This window comes from Mangrovibacter phragmitis (genome assembly GCF_001655675.1).
GTDB lineage: Bacteria > Pseudomonadota > Gammaproteobacteria > Enterobacterales > Enterobacteriaceae > Mangrovibacter > Mangrovibacter phragmitis.
On sequence record NZ_LYRP01000033.1, the window covers coordinates 25,777 to 44,123 of the forward strand.

The 18,347-nt window shown below is 53.7% G+C and carries 15 protein-coding genes and 1 riboswitch; of the genes, 4 read left to right on the forward strand and 11 right to left on the reverse strand.

Annotation, left to right across the window (positions count from 1 at the left end; all coding sequences use genetic code 11):
- The first annotated feature begins 718 nt into the window (after window positions 1–718).
- Window positions 719–1,585 carry an NAD(P)-dependent oxidoreductase gene (locus A9B99_RS15725; RefSeq protein WP_064599088.1) on the forward strand — a complete coding sequence of 289 codons (867 nt, stop codon included), beginning with the start codon at window positions 719–721 and terminating at the stop codon, window positions 1,583–1,585.
- 67 nt (window positions 1,586–1,652) lie between these two features.
- On the opposite strand, the gene lpxC is transcribed toward A9B99_RS15725, so the two are convergent.
- The 8 genes from lpxC to A9B99_RS15765 all read right to left on the reverse strand — a co-directional run bounded on the left by lpxC (window position 1,653) and on the right by A9B99_RS15765 (window position 11,923).
- Window positions 1,653–2,609: a UDP-3-O-acyl-N-acetylglucosamine deacetylase gene (gene lpxC, locus A9B99_RS15730; RefSeq protein WP_064599731.1), complete on the reverse strand. Its 957-nt coding sequence runs from the start codon at window positions 2,607–2,609 to the stop codon at window positions 1,653–1,655.
- Between the two features lie 307 nt (window positions 2,610–2,916).
- On the reverse strand, window positions 2,917–6,495 hold the full coding sequence (gene uca, locus A9B99_RS15735; protein ID WP_064599090.1) for an urea carboxylase: 3,579 nt from the start codon (window positions 6,493–6,495) through the stop codon (window positions 2,917–2,919).
- Between the two features lie 80 nt (window positions 6,496–6,575).
- Entirely contained in the window at window positions 6,576–7,211 is a 636-nt protein-coding gene (locus A9B99_RS15740) for an urea amidolyase associated protein UAAP2 (protein WP_064599092.1), read from the reverse strand.
- A gap of 2 nt (window positions 7,212–7,213) precedes the next feature.
- Window positions 7,214–7,927, reverse strand: coding sequence for an urea amidolyase associated protein UAAP1 (locus tag A9B99_RS15745; RefSeq protein WP_064599094.1), 714 nt, complete (start codon window positions 7,925–7,927; stop codon window positions 7,214–7,216).
- Between the two features lie 21 nt (window positions 7,928–7,948).
- Complete coding sequence (locus A9B99_RS15750; RefSeq protein WP_064599096.1) at window positions 7,949–8,722, reverse strand: ATP-binding cassette domain-containing protein; 774 nt, start codon at window positions 8,720–8,722, stop codon at window positions 7,949–7,951.
- 24 nt (window positions 8,723–8,746) lie between these two features.
- Window positions 8,747–9,559 (reverse strand): ABC transporter permease, encoded by an 813-nt coding sequence (locus A9B99_RS15755; protein WP_064599098.1) that lies wholly within the window; start codon window positions 9,557–9,559, stop codon window positions 8,747–8,749.
- 14 nt (window positions 9,560–9,573) lie between these two features.
- Complete coding sequence (locus tag A9B99_RS15760) at window positions 9,574–10,629, reverse strand: putative urea ABC transporter substrate-binding protein (RefSeq protein ID WP_064599100.1); 1,056 nt, start codon at window positions 10,627–10,629, stop codon at window positions 9,574–9,576.
- A 60-nt stretch (window positions 10,630–10,689) separates the two neighbouring features.
- A riboswitch (guanidine-I (ykkC/yxkD leader) is annotated at window positions 10,690–10,784 on the reverse strand.
- A 203-nt stretch (window positions 10,785–10,987) separates the two neighbouring features.
- A complete protein-coding gene (locus A9B99_RS15765; protein ID WP_064599732.1) occupies window positions 10,988–11,923 on the reverse strand; it encodes a LysR family transcriptional regulator in 936 nt (311 codons plus the stop codon).
- Between the two features lie 170 nt (window positions 11,924–12,093).
- On the opposite strand from A9B99_RS15765, the gene A9B99_RS15770 reads away from it, so the two are divergent.
- Window positions 12,094–13,518, forward strand: coding sequence for a M20 family metallopeptidase (locus A9B99_RS15770; protein WP_064599102.1), 1,425 nt, complete (start codon window positions 12,094–12,096; stop codon window positions 13,516–13,518).
- Entirely contained in the window at window positions 13,515–14,789 is a 1,275-nt protein-coding gene (locus tag A9B99_RS15775) for an MFS transporter (protein ID WP_064599103.1), read from the forward strand. Before A9B99_RS15770 ends, A9B99_RS15775 begins: the two co-directional genes overlap by 4 nt.
- Window positions 14,790–14,870: 81 nt before the next feature.
- Here the strand turns inward: A9B99_RS15775 and A9B99_RS15780 are convergent, their stop codons facing one another.
- The 3 genes from A9B99_RS15780 to A9B99_RS15790 all read right to left on the reverse strand — a co-directional run bounded on the left by A9B99_RS15780 (window position 14,871) and on the right by A9B99_RS15790 (window position 17,220).
- Window positions 14,871–15,290, reverse strand: coding sequence for a helix-turn-helix domain-containing protein (locus A9B99_RS15780; RefSeq protein ID WP_064599104.1), 420 nt, complete (start codon window positions 15,288–15,290; stop codon window positions 14,871–14,873).
- Complete coding sequence (locus A9B99_RS15785; protein ID WP_064599106.1) at window positions 15,287–15,598, reverse strand: type II toxin-antitoxin system HigB family toxin; 312 nt, start codon at window positions 15,596–15,598, stop codon at window positions 15,287–15,289. The genes A9B99_RS15780 and A9B99_RS15785 overlap by 4 nt, the downstream gene beginning before the upstream one ends.
- Before the next feature lie 179 nt (window positions 15,599–15,777).
- On the reverse strand, window positions 15,778–17,220 hold the full coding sequence (locus A9B99_RS15790) for an MFS transporter (RefSeq protein ID WP_064599734.1): 1,443 nt from the start codon (window positions 17,218–17,220) through the stop codon (window positions 15,778–15,780).
- 107 nt (window positions 17,221–17,327) lie between these two features.
- Between A9B99_RS15790 and A9B99_RS15795 the strand changes: the two genes are divergently transcribed.
- Window positions 17,328–18,182: a helix-turn-helix transcriptional regulator gene (locus A9B99_RS15795; protein WP_064599108.1), complete on the forward strand. Its 855-nt coding sequence runs from the start codon at window positions 17,328–17,330 to the stop codon at window positions 18,180–18,182.
- Window positions 18,183–18,347: the final 165 nt, after the last annotated feature.

An 18,347-nucleotide genomic window follows, 5' to 3' on the forward strand; every position in this document is an offset into this window, starting at 1 on the left:
TTCAGTTTCAAAAAATATCCTGTCATTTGTTACGCAGAGTATTACAGCTACAATTAAGCCAGGCACAGGTTTTGGTAAAACAGTTAAGACATAATTAAATAAATAAGAAAACTTTAATACTGCAATTACACTCGGCGTTTATCGCCTTGTTGTATAATTTATTATATACGTGTAATTACTTAAAATAGTCTTAAGCTATTGCTGAAATTTAATTTACTGCGTTATTAAAAAATAATTATTGTTATTTTTTGTCTTTTGAATTAGTGACTTGTAATTATGTTAGGTGATTGTGGTTAATTAAAAATACCTCGTTGTGGGTAGTGTAATAATACCTTATTGATGCATTTATATTGGCGTAATTTAGATGGGGTTATTCTGTTTTTTTGTCGTGTTTTACTTAACTTAAATTTCGGTGTTTTATTGGGGCTGGTTGGTTATTGTTTATTGTAAAATAAATCAATAATGCCTGTATCTGGTTTGGTTCAGGTATCTTCCTAACGCTCTGGGAGAATTCAGCCTGCTTTATTTACGTACCATGCTAATAATTTGTCTGATTAAGGCAATTCATACTTGCAACCAGGATGAATAAAGCGTCAGATACCTTAGCCCATTTAGCCGGCGCGGGGCGAGCCTGACAGCAACAGGCAACCGGCATTTCCCGGCGGTTCCCTCCCGTACCAGTCACCGCCGCGTATAGAATCTTGAAAAGGTAACCATCATGGCGAAAGTGACATTTCTTGGCACCGGGGCAATGGGCAGCCGCATGGCAATGAACTTACTGAAAGCCGGGCATGATGTAACGGTGTGGAACCGTACTCCGGAAACCGCTGCTCCACTGGTTGATGCCGGGGCCGGCCAGGCTTTCACGCCACGAGAAGCCGTTGCACAGGCTGGCGTGATAATTTCGGTATTACGCGATGATGAGGCTTCACGGGAAGTGTGGCTTAACCCGGAATGGGGCGCACTCGCGGGAATGCCGGCCAGTGCCATCGCTATTGAAAGTAGTACGCTGACTGTGTCCTGGGTGCGAGAGCTTGCTCAGATAATGTCTTCCCGTGACCGCCCGTTTCTTGAGGCTCCGGTTTCAGGGTCGCGCCCTCAGGCTGATAATGCCAGCCTTATCTATTTTGTGGGCGGCTATGAAGGCTATGTGGATCATGTCCGCTCTTTATTATTACAAATGGGGTCCGATGTATTTTATGTCGGGAGCCATGGTGCCGCGGCAATGAGTAAGCTGGCGACCAATACGTTGCTGGGAGTACAGGTTGCGGCGCTGGCGGAAACTATTGCTATCCTGATTCGTGAAGGGGTGGATGTCGCCCGGGTACTGGATGCCGTCGCGGGCACGGCTTCCTGGAGCCCAATGGCTGGCCGGGTTGCTCAGTCTATGCTTACACAGCAGTTTGCACCGTTGTTTCCGGTTGAGCTGATAGAAAAAGACCTGGATTACATGTTGCGCTCGGCCGACGAAGAAGTTACGGAAATGCCCGCCATCAGCGGTGCGCGTGATGCGTTCCGTAAAGCCATGGCGCAAGGCCTGGGTGAAGAGGATATGAGCGGCGTGGTGCGTTTATTTGTGAAGTAAATCGCGCCTGAGCGGCTATCATACCGATGCGACCTGCCAGGACAGAAGCCTGCCTGGCAGGTAAACATTAATGGTGTGTGGTGAATGCCAGAGATGGGAAACTGGAGCGCGTAACCGCTGGCACTGCACGGTAATTTTCTTGCCCGTTAACCCCCGGATCCTCGCTGGTAATCAGTGTCCAGGCGTTGGCCGTATCCAGCACCGCACAAATCAGGGCATTATTCAGTGCATGGCCTGATTTATACGCACTGAAATGACCCAGCAGGTTGTGCCCACCGGCAAACAGGTCGCCCACCGCATCCAGCATTTTATGGCGTACCAGTTCGTTCGGGTAACGCAGGCCATCCGGGTTTACTACCGTAAATTCATCCAGACCAATGGCGTTGTCCAGGCTTGCTCCCAGGCTCAGGCCCTGTTTCTGCAAGTATTCAATATCTTTGATAAAACCAAAAGTACGGGCGCGAGACAGTTCAGCCACATAGCGTTCTGGGGTGAGTTGTAGTGCAAACTGACAAGTATCGGCAGCAATAGCCGGGTGGTTAAACTCAATAGTGAAATCCAGACTAAAACCGGTGCCTGGTTCCAGCATGGCCCACTTGTCACCATCGGTAACTCGTACGGGTTTGGTAATTTTCAGGAAGGATTTTGCTTCCTGTTGGTCCTGAACCCCGGCCTGAAGCAGCAGGTACACGAACGGGTTGGAACTCCCGTCCATAATCGGTACCTCGGCGGCATCCAGTTCGACATACAGGTTATCAATGCCTAACCCGGCAATGGCCGACGAGAGGTGTTCGATAGTCGAAATGCGTACACCGTTATCATTGAATAAATTGGTGGCGAGAACGGCGTCTTTAATCCGATGCGCGCGTAACGGAATCTCTTCTACCGGGGAAAGATCGACACGACGAAACACAACACCTGTATTGACTGGTGCCGGAGAAAGTTTCATATGCACTTTTTTCCCACTGTGCAGACCAATCCCAGTGGTTTCAATATGCTGGCTAATTGTTTTTTGTTTTAACATGGCAGTTTGGCGATGCACGAAAATGTCATTATACGCAATTAAGGATATCCCTGGGAACATCACTTTTTCAGTGGCGTACAATAACCACCAGGCCTGTACAGGGTTACCCGCCGGAGCAGTAAGAATAGGGCATGATTATGAGGGAAATTTGCAGTGAGTGCGTAAATTGTGCCACTTTTTTGCCAGGGTTTCATAACATCAGTAACCAGCCAGATTCACCGGGTAAAAAAATTGCCGGGATGAAAATGAACAGTGCAGGCCAGGCAGAACCGGGTTGCTGCACTGCTTATTTTCCCAGACTCAGGTGTCAGTCCACGGGTTCGATAATGGCAAGCAATTGCCCGGCATCCACTCTCTGGCCCTGTTGGCGTTGCACTTTACGAACCTTACCCTGAACCGGGGAAACCACCGGAATCTCCATTTTCATAGATTCCAGCAGGCCTATCACCTGGCCGGGCTCAATGCTGTCGCCTTCGCTAACCATCCACTGCCAGATGCTGCCTGCCACCTGGCTTTCCACGCCATAACAGGCTTCCGGTATTGCATCATCGTCTGGTGTCGCGGTTGTTTCTTCAGCAATATAGGTAAATTGCCCGTCAGCCCGCCAGCGTGCCAGTTCATCATCGAAAGCGGCCTGGCGTACAGCCTGGAAGCCTTCAATGCTGTGAGCTTCACTCGCCAGCCATTGTTGGTATTCCGCCAGACTGAATTCACCTTCTTCGATACGCAGCGGTACTTCACCCCAGGGGAAGCGTTCGCGCAACTGCATCAGTTCATCGTGGCTGACCGGGTAAAAACGGATTTGGTCAAAGAAACGCAGCAGCCAGGGTTGGGTAAACTCGCGTGTTTGCCGGTCGCGGTTCCACATTTGAATGGTACGCCCGACAAACTGGTAGCCTCCGGGGCCTTCCATGCCGTACACACACATATAAGCGCCGCCAATACCCACCGAGTTTTCCGCCGTCCAGGTGCGGGCCGGGTTATATTTGGTCGTCACCAGGCGGTGGCGTGGATCCAGTGGTGTGGCAACCGGTGCCCCGAGATACACATCCCCCAGCCCCATAACCAGGTAACGGGCGTTGAACACAATGTCTTTCACCTCATCAATATGCCGCAGGCCATTGATGCGCCGGATAAACTCAATATTGCTTGGACACCATGGCGCGCCAGGGCGAACAGACTGGGTGTAGTGATCGATGGCTTTCTGGCAGGCTTCGTCATTCCAGCTCAAAGGTAACCACAGGGTGCGCGAAGGGACGCGCCCGTCGCGCAGGTCGCCCAGTTTTGCGTCTGCTGTGGTAATGGCGTTGATCAGCCTGTCGCGGGGTAACAGGTGCGGGTCAAAGTGAATCTGTAACGAACGAATACCCGGTGTTAACTCCAGTTGCCCGGCAAGTGGCGCATTTTCCAGTTCCTGCATCAGGGCATGGACACGAAAACGCAGGGTAATGTCCAGGCGTTGTTCACCATACTCCACCAGTAAAAAGCGATCACCCGCTGCCCGCAGAGTTAATTCTGGCATCCCGTCGCGTGCCGGGTCATGCAGCAATATGGGGGAGGGTAGTGCATTGGGGCTGGCTTCTTGCCCGGTGGGCATTGCGCCAATTCCACTCAGTGCATCTGCAGTGCTCAGTGTCACCGGAACAAACTGCACGCTGTCTCCGGCCTTAAGTTGCCCAAGCATCCATAAATCTGCATCTATGACCGTTGCCGGGCAGACAAACCCGCCCAATGAAGGGCCGTCCGGGCCAAGGATAACTGGCATATCACCGGTGAAATCGACGGACCCAAAAGCATAAGCATTGTCATGAATGTTTGACGGGTGCATACCCGCTTCACCGCCATCCGGCCTTGCCCAGTTTGGTTTCGGGCCAGTCAGGCGAATGCCGGTACGGCTGGAGTTATAATGTACCTGCCAGCGTGCGGCAAAAAACGCGGCAATGTCCTCAGGGGTGAAGAATTCGGGCGCGCCATGCGGGCCATAAATAACCCGCAATTGCCAGTTGTTGCTCAACTCTGGCATGGCAATATCTGTTGGTGTCGCGTTACTCCGCACTTCGGGAGCGGCCAGGTGAAGCACATCACCGGTACGGAGCGCCCGCCCGGCGTGACCGCCAAATTTACCTAAAGTAAACGTGCTGCGGCTACCCAGGTAATACGGGCAATCCAGACCACCGGCAACCGCCAGGTAACTGCGGCAACCTGCGCCGTTAATTGCCCCCAGGCTCAGGGTTTGTCCAAGGTCGACGCGGGTTACTTCCCCCATCAACACGGGTATGCCGTCCAGTGTGGCATCGAGTGTTGCCCCAGTCAGTACAATGGAGCAGGGCTGGTTAAATTTCAGCACCGGACCGCGCAGGGTGATTTCCAGACCGGCGGCGTCCGGGGCATTCCCCAGTAAAGTATTTGCCAGGCGAAATGAACGTGAATCGTAAGGTCCGGATGGGGGAACACCGACATGCCAGTAGCCTGTCCGGCCCGGCAGATCCTGAATCGTGGTCAGCGTACCGCCACTTAGCACATCCAGCGTGTTGGGTTGCCAGTGGATTTGGCTCAGCGTGGAGGTCAGCATGCGACCGTCACGCACGGCAGGTTGCTGAAGAATATGCCGCAACCATGCCAGATTGGTTTCAATACCATATAACCGGGTTTCCGCCAGGGCAGTGCGCAGTGCCTTCAGCGCGGTGTTGCGGTCTGGCGCATGGGTAATGACTTTTGCCAGCATAGGGTCATATAGCGGAGAAACTTCCGTACCAGTCGCAATCCCGTGGTCAATACGCAGCGTTGCACCAGAAACCGCAGTGGGGAAGCTGACATCACTTAATAACCCGGCAACGGGCTGGTAATCTTTCGCCGGGTTTTCGGCATACAGACGCACCTGGATGGCATGGCCGCGGGGTTCACTTTTCAGGCGGTTTAATGGTGCGAGTGTTCCCTGTGCCAGTTCCACCATCCAGCGCACAATATCCACGCCAAACACCATTTCAGTCACACCATGTTCTACCTGCAGGCGGGTGTTCACTTCCAGAAAATAGAAACGGTCTGCTTCAGCGTCGTACACATATTCGACGGTACCGGCACTACGGTATTTTACGGCCTGGCACAGGCGGATGGCGGTTTGCTGGAGTGCCTGGCGCGTTGGTTCGCTCAGGTACGGCGCCGGGGTTTCTTCAATAACTTTCTGGTTACGCCGTTGTGCGGAACAGTCACGCTCGCCCAGCGCCAGTACATTGCCCTGACCATCGCCAAATACCTGCACTTCAATATGGCGTGCGCGGGCAATAAATTTCTCCAGGAAAACGCCGTCATCGGCAAAGTTATTGCCTGCCAGGCGTTTTACCCGTTCAAAGGCGGCCTGCAGTTCACCGGCATCATTGCAGCGCTGCATACCAATACCACCGCCACCTGCGGTGCTTTTCAGCATAACCGGGTAGCCAATTGCCAGCGCCGTCTGGAGTGCGGCGTCACAGTCCGTCAGTAATCCACTGCCGGGTAACAGCGGAACCTGCTGCTGTTGTGCCAGTTCGCGCGCCCGGTGTTTCAGGCCAAAGGCGGCCATTTGCTCTGTGGTAGGGCCAAGAAACCGCACACCAGCGGCAGCGCAGGCGGCAACAAATTCGGCATTTTCACTTAAAAAACCGTAACCAGGATGCACCGCCTGAGCGCCACTTTCACGGATGATGGCAAAGAGTTTTTCCTGGTTCAGGTAGGTTTCACGGACGTTGCCATCGCCCAGCGACCAGGCTTCATCGGCCAGGCGCACATGGCCTGCATGCTTATCTGCTTCGGCATACACCGCGATGGCGGTAATACCCATCTGTTTCAGGGTACGGATAATTCGCACCGCGATTGCGCCACGGTTGGCAATTAGAATTCGGGTTAACATAACTCACTGGCCTCAGGCTATGCAGGTCGTCCTGCGTCAATCCTGGCGCGTCCTTGCGGGTCGTCCCGCAGCGCCCAACCTTACCAGACCGCGACTTCAACAGGAGTGGGGTGATAACCGTTGCAGGGGTTGTTAAGTTGTGGGCAGTTGGAAATCAGCACCAGTACATTCATGTGTGCTTCCAGCTCAACGTATTTTCCGGGTGCGGAAATGCCATCGGCAAATGTCAGGTCACCCTGTTCAGTAACGGGGACATTCATAAAAAAGTTGATGTTATGGGTGATGTCTCGCCGGGTCAGGCCGTATTCCGGGTGTTCGGCAACCGCCAGCATCCAGGAATCACGGCAGGCGTGCATATGGCGTTTTTCCAGGTCGTAACGCACGGTGTTACTCTCGGTGGCGCAGGCACCACCCAGGGTGTCATGGCGGCCACAGGTATCGGCAACAATGGTCAGCATCGGGCGGTCTTCATTGGATCGCAGCACGCTGCCTGTGGTCAGAAACAGGTTTCCCTGGCCGCGCAGTGTGTCGGTTACGCTGTAGCGTTCGGCAGTGTCATCGGCGTTAAAAAACAGGGTGTCGGCGGCCTGGTTGCCTTCCAGGTCCGTAATTCGTAAAACTTGCCCGGCTTCCACCCGGTACAGCCAGTAATCACCGGCCGGTACAGCCATGCGGTACAGTGCATCGCCGGTTACTCGTGGGCTGGTTTGCAACATGTTCAGACTCCTTCGCTCAGGTAATAGAGTTGGTTATTGCGCAGGCCGCGCTGGTTTTCTTCCCGTACCAGGCAGTGCTCTGCCAGTGGTTTGCGCTCACCATCAAGGGTGATACCCAGAGAAGCGCGCGGGTAATCACCGCCTGCATGCAACGGGTGTGGGCAGGTATGCAGCAGTACCAGTGTATCCATGGCAAAACGCAGGCGGACTTCGGCACCCGGCTTGCTGTGCTGCCCCTGGTGTAACGTGCCGTCTGCGCCCGCCGTGACCTGGGTGAAAAAGTTGATGTTGGCGGCCATGTCGCGTTTTCCCAGACCGTATTTCGCCAGCTCAACCAGGAAGCTGTCGTAGCCATTCTGGTGGCGCTTATTGTGTGCGGTCTGGTAATTCAGCGCACCAAAGCGCTCAGCAACCAGGGTGGCGTTGCTGTTGCCGCAGACCGTGTCGTGCCAGCCAAAACTGTCTTCTTCAATGGCGCAGAAGATTCGCCCCATATCGGAATAGAGGCAGTGGCCGCGGCCAAGGCGGAACGTATGCTGGCATTTCAGCGTATCTGGTGCGTTATACCGCTCCAGTAAGTTCTCCGGGTTGTAAAACAGCACGGCTGCGTTGGCCCCGCCATCGATGTCGGTCAGGGTGAGTGCCGTACCACGGCGCATCACCAGTGACCAGTGGCTGCCAGCAGGCAAAACCGTGTGGTAGTTCAGGGTTGTCATGATTATCTCCGTCCAGGTGTATCAGGCTGCGCGGTTAACCAGCGGGGCTGGCCCGGCAGCAGGAGAGCCCGCCGGAGAACGCTCCAGCGGGATGTCGTAAGTAATGCTTGCGCCAAAGGCATCGGGGGCGTGCGGGTCGTGACGCACTTTATCGAACACCCACAGGCGTGAACCCAGTGAGAATCCCTCTTTGAGATCGTGGGTTATCATGAAGATGGTGAGCTGGTGCCGGGTCCATAGCTCGCTTATCAGCGTGTGCATTTCCGCCCGAATGCCTGGATCCAGCGCCCCAAAAGGTTCATCCAGCAATAAAATACGCGGTTGTTTGATAAGCGCCTGTGCCAGGGCCAGGCGTTGCTGCATCCCACCAGAAAGCTGGTGGGGGTATTTGTCCTGTGCCGCCAGTAACCCTACCTGGCTCAGCATGTTGCGTGCCCGTTCACGAATGGCAGCACGGCGGCGGCCAAAAACTTTGCCAAGCCAGCGGGATTCACTGAATTCCTCCCCGAGCATGACATTGCCCAGAACGGTCAGGTGCGGGAATACCGAGTAGCGCTGAAAAACCACGCCACGGTTGGCATCCGGCTCTTTCGCCAGCGGTTTCCCTGCCAGCAGTAATTCGCCTTTGCTCGGGGACTCTGTGCCTAACAGCATCTTCAGAAAGGTGGTTTTACCGCAACCAGATGCCCCGACAATGGACACAAACTCACCTTCATCAACACTGACATTCAGCCGTTCCAGCACGACCTGCCCGTCGTAGTGTTTCTCAAGGTTTTTCAGTTCAATTAACGGCATAACAGTTCCTTAAGCGGCCGGGGGTTATTTTGCGTAGTACCAGGGGAAACAGCGGCGGTTGATAAAGCGCAGGGCGAAGTCGAGCGCAAACGCCAGCAGTGTTATCCAGGCGACATAAGGCAAAATCACATCCATTGCCATATAACGGCGCATCAGGAAGATGCGGTAACCCAAACCATCGGTTGCGGAAATGGCTTCTGCGGCAATCAAAAATAACCAGGCTGAACTCAGTGACAGGCGTACAGAATCCATCAGCCGTGGTAGTAACTGCGGCAATACCACACGCCACAAAATCTGCCCGGAATGCCCGCCGAGTGTTTGGGCTTTCACTAACTGTTCCTCAGGAATCGACATCACATGCAGTTGCAGGTCACGCACAATAAACGGCGTGATACCGATAATAATCAGCACGACTTTTGCCAGTTCGCCCAGGCCGAAACAAATAAACAGAATGGGCAGTATTGCCAGCGGTGGCACCAGCGCAATCACGGTGATTAACGGTGACAGAAACGCACGCACCACTGGCAGAGCCCCGCAGAACAATCCAAAGACCAGTGCGAGCAGGGCGCTGAGCGCGGTGCCCATCAGCAGGCGCGCCAGGCTGGCACAGGTGTCGGCCCATAGCAGGTATTCCCCGGTGCGTGGGCTGGGGGTAAACGCCATGCGCATAATGGCGTCACCCATGGCATTAAAACCGGGAAGTAACTTGTCGGCGCTGTTGGCGGCCAGCCGCGCATCAGACGCGACCAGGTAGACAACCAGCACCACCAGGAGTGGTAGGGTGCCCAGCAGCAGGCGATTCATCGGCTGGGGTTGGTAGTTAATGATCTTTTGCATTGGGCACCTCCGGGTTACAGTTGGTTACTGGCGGCCATGCGAATAAATTCATCGTCAAAGCGCAGTTTGATGTTGCCCGGGTTACCCCAGTTGCCAGCCGGTGTCGCAACACCCACCACATCCGCAGAAGGCGCGGCATCGCCTAACAGGCCGTGGGCGAAAGAGAACTCGGCCACTTTTTGCATGGTGGTTTTCAACTGCGGGCTGGTGGTGAAGTCCAGTGCTTTTTTCGGGGTGTCGAACAACCAGGTATCGGCCAGTTGCGCATCAAACCCGGCCAGATCAGTTCCTGATGCCGTTGCCATTTGGGTACGGGCCGCTTTCGCCGTGGCACTGTTACCTTCCATGGTTTTCAGTGTTTCAAACCAGGCTCCCACCAGTGCTTTACCCAGCTCAGGGTGTTTTTTCAGCGTGGCAGAATTCACCACCAGTAAGTCGAGAATTTCGCCCGGGATCTGGGCTGAGGTGAACAGTGATTTGGCCCCCGGTTGTTTGGCGGCTTCTGCCAGTAACGGGTTCCAGGTGACAATGGATTTAACTTCTGGCGTGGTGAAAGCAGAGACGATATCGGCATCAGAAGTATTCACGACTTTGATATCTTTTTCACTCATGCCCGATTGTTGCAGGGCGCGGGCCAGCAAGTAATGGGAAACCGACAACTGCACCAGGTTAATGTCCTGGCCTTTCAGGTCTTTAATGGATTTAGCGGTTTTCGACAGAATGCCATCGTTGCCGTTGGAGTAATCCCCGACAATCAGTGCCGTGCTGTCCACACCGCCTGCGGCCGGAATAGTCAGGGCATCCATGTTGGTCATGGTGCAGCCATCAAACCCGCCAGCGGTGTACTGGTTAACAGACTCAATGTAGTCGTTGACCTGCACAAATTTGATGTTGATATGGTATTTATCTGCCCATTTTTTCAGGATGCCGCTTTGTTGCGCGTAATCCCACGGCATCCAGCCTGCATAAATGGACCAGCACAGTTTGAAGGTTGGTGTGGCGGCGAGTGCGCCTGTGGTGAACAGGGCGAGCGTGACCAGGAGCAGGGCGCGTTTACAGGCTGTAAGCATGAAATTTCCTCTGACGTTGGAGTAAATAAAAGCAGGAGGGCGGCGCGTAATGGTCGCTTATCCTCCCGGGCTTTTATCCCGCCGTGTAACCGCCAGAGGGCGGTCGATCACTCTCGGACCTGCGTCAAAAGACCGGAACCCTAGTGATCCATTTCCAGATTGTCTGGCGACACCGGTTACCCGCTTGTCACCCCTGCTGGTTTAGCAAGGCAAGAATGGTGCCAGTCTGGCTGATATTTTTAAAAACCTTTAAAAACAGATGGATAACACTCACCTTTGAGCATTGCTCCCCCTGTGTTCTGTGAGTGATGTTGGTGCAATGCCCGTAACGGGTGCACTGAGCTGGCGCAATTCTGCGTTATTTCGGAGCATGGCTCGCCGGAGGAAAATGGCTGTGATGTGCCTGCGTCAGTGTTGCCACTGTCTCTTCTAAAAACAGATTCAGGGCGGCTGAGCGGTTCTGGCTTGCCGGGGTTTGTAACTGCAGGGTCCGCTGGCTTAATGTGGGGCTGTCGATAGGTTTTAACACCATTCCATCCTGTTTCGCACGCCACAGCACACTGAAATGGCTGCATACCGTTACTGCACCGGATAACTGGCGTGTCGCACCATAGAGTGTCGCGAAGTTATTGCAGCTCAGTGCGGGTTCCAGAAATGTTCCGGCCAGGCGGCAGGAAAGGTCGAACAGTTGGCGAATGGTGGTACCGGATTCTGGCAATGCCACGGGGTAATCCTGTAAATCACTGATGGCAATTTTTTCCTGCTGTGCCAGGGGGTGCCCCGGATGTAACAGCAATAATACCGGCGCAGGCCAGCTAGTCACAATATCTACATCGCGTTCTGGCGCAAGGCTGAACTGGCAGGCTGCATCACAGGTGCCTTTACGTACCCATTCGGCAACAGCCTGTGCCGTACCCACCTGTAAATCAAAACTCACACTGGGGTAGTGGCGGCGAAAGCGGGCTATCAGCCCGGGAAATAAATCAAACGCCATTCCATCAGTGCAGGCCAGGCGAACCAGCGCTTTGCGCACGGCTTTCAGTCCCTGAATTTCTGCCACCGCGTTATCCATATCGCGCAGGCTTTTGCGAACGTGGTTTGCCAGTATTTGCCCGGCATCCGTCAGGACCATTCCCCGCGCGTGGCGTTGAAACAGTGTGACCCCCATACGGCTTTCCAGCTTGTGGATCTGGCGGCTGATTGCCGAACTCGCCACATACAGTTGCTGGCTGGCCTGGCTCAATGAGCCTGTGGTGGCAACAGCCAAAAAATAGCGTAACTCATTATTTAACATCGTGGTTCCTGCCAGTGCGCCAAAAGTGTGCATATTAGCGTTATAAAAAAGGCAATGCATAATTGCAATTATTATTATTGTGGCAATGCTCTGGTCTGGTTTAGAACAAAAAGACAACAACAACAGCCCGCGCAACATGCAGCGGGCTGATACCGGACAGGGTACACAACATGAAAACACAACAGGTGGTTAACCAGGCACTGGACTGGTTCGACAGCGGGTATTTCAAAGTACTGCTGGCAGAGCGTGTAGCGATTGCCAGTGAGAGCCAGCGAACAGACCGTGATGAGCAGCTGCGCCGTTATTATGATGACGTGTTTATTCCTGCGTTCACGCAGATGGACTTCACCACAGAAATCATCCCTAACCCGGTTAACCCGGCCCGGCCATTTTTACTGGCGATACGCGAGGAAAACCCGTCACTTCCCAGCGTGATGTGTTACGGCCATGGTGATGTGGTTTTTGGTGATGATGCCCGGTGGAGTGAAGGGTTGTCGCCCTGGCAGTTAGTCGAAAAAGACGGTAAATGGTACGGGCGCGGCAGTGCAGATAACAAAGGCCAGCACAGCGTTAACCTGGCTGCACTGGAACAGGTGTGGCGTGCCCGTGAAGGGCGCCTTGGTTTTAACTGTGTGTGGTTGTGTGAAATGGGGGAAGAGATAAGCTCCCCAGGGCTTGCGCAAGTGTGCAGCCAGTTGAAAAACCGCATTAACGCCGACTTGTTTATCGCGTCCGATGGCCCTCGACTTAATGCTGAACGGCCGACACTTTTTTTAGGGTCCCGCGGGTGTATCAACTTTCGCCTCAGTATTAATGCCCGTGCGAAAGACTACCATTCCGGCAACTGGGGTGGGCTGCTCAGCAATCCGGGCACACAACTGGCTAATGCTATTTCCTGCCTGGTGAACGGCCAGGGAGCGATTCAGGTTGCAGGCCTGAAACCACCCGCTTTAACGGATTCACTCAAAGCTATTCTTGCGGATGTCACACCTGCCGGTAACCCGGGCGACCCACAGACCGACGCTGCCTGGGGCGAACCTGGCTTAAGCGCGGCAGAAAAACTGTTCGGCTGGAATACCCTTGAAGTGCTGGCTTTTCTGACCGGGAACCCGGCGCAACCCATGAACGCGATTCCCGGCCAGGCCACAGCCGTTTGCCAGTTACGCTTTGTGGTGGGTACGGACTGGGAAAATCTGGCCTCCCATGTGCGTACTCACCTGGACGCCTGCGGTTTTTCCATGGTGGAAATCAGTGAAGTGCGGGGTACACCGGCAACCCGCTTCGACCCTTGTGACCCGCTGGTGAACTGGGCGCTGAGTGCGATGGAACACACCACGGGGAAAAAACCTGCGTTATTACCCAACCTGGGCGGATCCCTGCCAAACGATGTGTTCGCCGGGATCCTCGGTTTGCCTACATTGTGGGTTCCGCACTCTTACCCGGCTTGTGGCCAGCATGCGCCAGACGAACATTTGCTGGTATGTGTTGCTCGCGAAGGCCTGGCGATTATGACGCATCTGTTCTGGGAGTTAGGCGAAAATGGTAATGCTCTGCTCGATGCTCACCGCCAGTACCAGGCCGGAGGTGCACAATGACCAGTATTGTACGTGAAAACGGCACTGTTACCGTGCGCCCCAGCCTGTACAAAACCTTATTTGCCACCTGTATTGGTAATGCGCTGGAGTGGTTTGATATTGCGGTATACGGCTTTTTTGCCAGTTATATTGCTCATGCTTTTTTCCCGGTAACCGACCCGTCAGTTTCATTGTTACTGACATTTGGCAGCTTTGGTGTGGCGTTCTTAATCCGCCCATTAGGGGCCATTGTGCTGGGTGCATATGCAGACAAACATGGCCGCAAAGCCTCGCTTCTGTTGTCCATCAACCTGATGATGCTGGGTGGCGCGATAATCACCTTTATGCCTGGCTACCAGACCATTGGCCTGGTAGCACCTCTGCTGATTTTGGTCGCCAGGTTGATTCAGGGCTTTTCTGCGGGAGGTGAGTTCGGCAGTTCTACGGCATTTCTGGTTGAACACTTTCCGGAACGCAAGGCGTTTATTGCCAGCTGGCAGTTTGCCACCCAGGGCGCAAGTACGTTACTGGCCTCGGCATTTGGTTTGGGGCTGGCGCAGTGCCTGTCCACGGACCAGCTTATGGCATGGGGATGGCGTATTCCTTTCGCGTTTGGGTTAATTATTGGCCCGATTGGTTTATACATTCGCCGACATGTGCATGAACCGCAACGTTATGCCCAGGCAGAGAAAAGCGCACACCCGGTGCGGGCGCTCTTCGGTGGGCAAAAACGCCTTATCGCAGTGGCGATTGGGCTGATGGTGGTCTCGACCGCCATTAACTACATGCTCAACTATGTGCCAACATGGGCAACCCGCACTTTGGGGCTGCCCGCCTCAACGGCGTATACCGCCACACTGGTCGCGGGGATTATCCTCACCGTAGTCACGCCGTTTGCCGGGCTGGCAGCCGAGCGTTTTGGGCGTGGGCGCCTGTTATGGAGTGCGCTGGCGCTACTGGGCTTCACCATCCTGCCGGCATTCTGGTTAATGAGCCGGGATGTCACTGCCTGGTCGCTGATATTGTTAGTAGGCTGGATGGCCCTGCTGAAATCGGTCTACTTCTCGACAATTCCCTCAATGATGGCGGATATTTTCCCCATCAGCACGCGGGCCAGCGGCATGGCGGTAAGCTATAACATTGCCGTCACGGTCTTTGGTGGGTTTGCGCCGTTCATTTGTACGCTGTTGATTCGCACCACCGGCTCTCACTTTGCCCCCGGTTTTTACCTGATGGCAACGGTGTTCCTGAGTGTGCTGGCTCTGTGGCAGGCGCAGAAAAAACAACGCTGATAATAACGGGCAAGACACCAGGTGTTTCCCGGTGCCTTGCCCGGCATTAAAGCGGTTGCCCTAATGTAGGTAGAGTGCGGTTTAAAGAAACCACTCAGGTTTTACGCCGAAGCGGGCGGATAGCGCTTTAATGTGCGTAATGGTCAGAGAGCGCTGGCCGGATAAAATCTGGCTTACCAGCGATTTTGAACCGATCTCTTCTTTCAGGTCTGAGTAGGTGAGTTTGTGCTGGTCAATAAGTGTTCGCAGCAGCGCCACGCCGACCGACATTTCAGCCTGGGCTTTATTGAACCTGGCGAAACGCTCGCTGTTATCCTCATAATCAGCTATTTTACTCGCCAGGAAGTCAATAAGCGGGTTCTCATCATCGTTCTCTATCAAATAGTCTACCAACGACAGTGCCTCCAGGTAATCGCTCTCTGAGGCGTTACTTCCCAGAAAAGGGACTGCGTCTACGAGTTGCCTGGTAGCTTCAATGGCTTTTGCAGCGTTGGTTATCATTCCTGGTTCTCCCTGTAATAACGGGTCAACTTGTCGTATTCAGCGTGGGTTGTAATATGCTTGACGTAAAAGCGGTTATTCACAAAGTTAATGTAAGCGACAACCCGCAGGTTGTTGCCTCCCACGTCCAAAAACCACCATTTATTCCGGTAATTAAAATTGTCCAGGCCTTGAATCAGTGTTCTCATCTCAGCCGGAGAAGAGAAATCTATTTCACGCACTAAGCGGTACAGTGCCAGTATGGCTAACGAATCATTGGGATACCGCTTTGCCGCCTCCTCGAAAGGCTCCTTTGAAATGACGTGCATCTTGCATTGGTTCCATCCGTTTACATTATGTAAACACTATAACGTTAAGCTGGATGGTTTACAATATGTAAACGAAAAGCCAGCATTGCCGGAATCTCCATTCACAGGTGCTGGATGCCCTGACCGGCTGCGTGCGCGCTGCGGCCAGGGAGCAGTTACAACCCCGATGATAACCCTGCTCAGGTGCGTGCTGGTGCTGCCCGCAACCGGCGAACCACACTTGCAGCATGCAACGCGAATTGCAGCAACATCATACATCCCAGCACCAGCAGGCCAGCTTTCAGCGCGTTTAACTGGTGGATATCATCACTGGCAAGGTGCTGAATATACATGGCCCCCGCCAGTGCTGTACCCAGAGCAATAGCGGTTTGCTGCATAGTGGTCATCAGTGCACTCCCGGCACCGGCAAACTGGGCTGGCAAATCGGTTAACCCAATACGTACCGAACAGTTAACGGAAAAGGCGTTGCCAATCCCGGTAATCGCCATTGGCGCAATCAGGTCCCAGGGGGTTAGCGCCCCCTGATGTGCTGTAATCAACTGGAATAATAACCAGTAACCGGACAGGTTAATCAGGCTGGCACACATGACCAGACCAGAGTAAGACAGACGTCCAAACCATTTAGCCACCTGGTCGGCGTACAGTGACGTAATGAAGTACGTAACCCCCAGCGCAATAAACGCATTACCGGATTCAACAGATGACCACTGAAACCCCGACTGTAGTGTCAGGGCCACCACAAACATAAAGCCACCATAAGACGCCACCTGGAGAACCAGGCTGCTCACGCCAGCCAGATAAGTGCGGCGTTGCAACAACGCAGGTGGAAGCAGTGGCATTTTGCCGAGCCCTGCCAATTTTTTTTCTACCCGAACCAGCCCAGGCAACAGCGCGATGACTGCTGTGGCACATAGCCAAACCGGCCAGCCCCATTGCCATTCCGGCCCCCAGGAGATGGCGGTTAAAATCAGTGTGATGACCAGCGCCAGGAGTGCTGTGCCGTACCAGTCAAATATGGTTTGCCCGTCTTGTTGGGTTTCTGGAATAAATTTGCGGGCGAAATAGAGAATCACCAGGCAGACAGGCAAATTAATATAGAACACGGTACGCCATGACAGACCAAATAAATCTGCTGACACCAGCCAGCCACCCAGCGCCTGGCCGATAACAAAGGACAATCCACCAACCGAGCCATAAATACCAATCGCCTGTGAATGGCGGGCTCCTGAAAGTGAAACATGAATGGTGGCGAGAATTTGTGGCATTAATAGTGCCGCTGCCACACCCTGGGCGATGCGGGCCACAATTAACTGATGAATGGTGGTTGCCAGCCCACAGAAGAAGGACGCAATGGCAAACAGCGCAATACCCAGCATAAAGAGCCGCCGCCGCCCGTAGCGGTCACCCAGACGACCACTCAATGCAAGGCAAACGGCAAATGCCAGCCCGTATAATGAAACAATTAAGCCTAACTGAGTTTTACTGGCATGCAGCGAAATACTCACTGATTCCAGCGCAACGTTAACAATTGAAAAATCCATTTGTGGCATCAATTGCCCCGCAACCAACAACAACAGACCTGCCATGGTCAATGTATGGCGTCCTGGGGACGTTTTGTTCATGAAGCGCTCCAAAAAGTAACAGGTCATGCTATATTAGCGCTTAATAAAAGGTGTACCAGAAACCACTAAGACGTGTACTGGCAGTATCTGTTACAGGACAAACTGCAATGACGAACCCGGAACGGCTGGGCGAATTTCTCCGCCTGAAACGCAACACGATTGCCCCGGAAAGTGTGGGGTTAGGTAAACCTTTGCGCTCCCGCACTCCCGGGTTACGCAGGGAAGATGTAGCAGAGTTGGCCCAGATTAGTACTGTCTGGTATGCCAAACTTGAGCGAGGAAAAGCAGAGCGCGTTTCCCGGCAGGTATTGCTGGGTATTGCGCGCGCCATGCGGTGTGATGACAGCGAAACCCGGTATTTGCTGCAACTGGGAGGCTACCAGGATGGCGCAGGGCGTATTGAAACCTGTAACAAACTGTCTGTAGCCAGTCAAAATTTACTGGAAGCGCTTAATCCGGTTCCTGCGCTGTTTTGTAATGATTTTTACGACATCCTGCAGGTCAACCAGGCTTTTGAATATATGGTGGGGTTCGATGTGAATGCGCTGCCTGTGCACCAGCGCAATACGTTCTGGCTACTGGAGCACCACCCTCAGTGGCAACAATGGCTGAATGTCCGCTCACCTGATGAACTGACAAATTGTATGCTCAATGCTTCCGCGCGGGTGCGCGCAGCACTTGCCAGCAGAGTGAGTGAGCAGGAGTGGCAGCTTCGCCTTGATCAACTGATGGCCTCAGGTCCAATATTTCGTGAAGTGTGGGCTAACCACCGGGTTAAGGCAAAAGAGCAAATTGTGCGTCACTACCGCCATTGCCGGGCAGGCCAGGTGCGGTTGGTGAAGCAGTTCTGGTCGAATGCCAGCGGGAATATTTCTGGTGATTTACAGGTCTTCTTACCCGAAAACGATACAGATAAAGCCCGCCTGCAGGCAGCAATGGCGTTGGCGGAGGTGGTCGCGTAACGTGCCATTATGTCTTTCGGATACGTACAGATAGCAGTGCAACGCATCTTGTATGCACAACCGCCAGAGAAATAACGTGCCAGCCCGCACAGATTGTTACATCTTTTCAGGCTTGAAAGTGGTTACATTGCCACCAGTAACAGGGAAGGTGGCCGTGCCTGTCAG

What these genes read in the sequence shown, in the direction of transcription:
- A9B99_RS15775 (WP_064599103.1), top strand. Translation starts at nt 13,515, where the DNA reads ATGACCAGTATTGTACGTGAAAACGGCACTGTTACCGTGCGCCCCAGC.
- A9B99_RS15765 (WP_064599732.1), bottom strand. Translation starts at nt 11,923, where the DNA reads ATGTTAAATAATGAGTTACGCTATTTTTTGGCTGTTGCCACCACAGGC.
- A9B99_RS15790 (WP_064599734.1), bottom strand. Translation starts at nt 17,220, where the DNA reads ATGAACAAAACGTCCCCAGGACGCCATACATTGACCATGGCAGGTCTG.
- uca (WP_064599090.1), bottom strand. Translation starts at nt 6,495, where the DNA reads ATGTTAACCCGAATTCTAATTGCCAACCGTGGCGCAATCGCGGTGCGA.
- A9B99_RS15795 (WP_064599108.1), top strand. Translation starts at nt 17,328, where the DNA reads ATGACGAACCCGGAACGGCTGGGCGAATTTCTCCGCCTGAAACGCAAC.
- lpxC (WP_064599731.1), bottom strand. Translation starts at nt 2,609, where the DNA reads ATGTTAAAACAAAAAACAATTAGCCAGCATATTGAAACCACTGGGATT.
- A9B99_RS15785 (WP_064599106.1), bottom strand. Translation starts at nt 15,598, where the DNA reads ATGCACGTCATTTCAAAGGAGCCTTTCGAGGAGGCGGCAAAGCGGTAT.
- A9B99_RS15725 (WP_064599088.1), top strand. Translation starts at nt 719, where the DNA reads ATGGCGAAAGTGACATTTCTTGGCACCGGGGCAATGGGCAGCCGCATG.
- A9B99_RS15760 (WP_064599100.1), bottom strand. Translation starts at nt 10,629, where the DNA reads ATGCTTACAGCCTGTAAACGCGCCCTGCTCCTGGTCACGCTCGCCCTG.
- A9B99_RS15770 (WP_064599102.1), top strand. Translation starts at nt 12,094, where the DNA reads ATGAAAACACAACAGGTGGTTAACCAGGCACTGGACTGGTTCGACAGC.
- A9B99_RS15750 (WP_064599096.1), bottom strand. Translation starts at nt 8,722, where the DNA reads ATGCCGTTAATTGAACTGAAAAACCTTGAGAAACACTACGACGGGCAG.
- A9B99_RS15755 (WP_064599098.1), bottom strand. Translation starts at nt 9,559, where the DNA reads ATGCAAAAGATCATTAACTACCAACCCCAGCCGATGAATCGCCTGCTG.
- A9B99_RS15780 (WP_064599104.1), bottom strand. Translation starts at nt 15,290, where the DNA reads ATGATAACCAACGCTGCAAAAGCCATTGAAGCTACCAGGCAACTCGTA.
- A9B99_RS15745 (WP_064599094.1), bottom strand. Translation starts at nt 7,927, where the DNA reads ATGACAACCCTGAACTACCACACGGTTTTGCCTGCTGGCAGCCACTGG.
- A9B99_RS15740 (WP_064599092.1), bottom strand. Translation starts at nt 7,211, where the DNA reads ATGTTGCAAACCAGCCCACGAGTAACCGGCGATGCACTGTACCGCATG.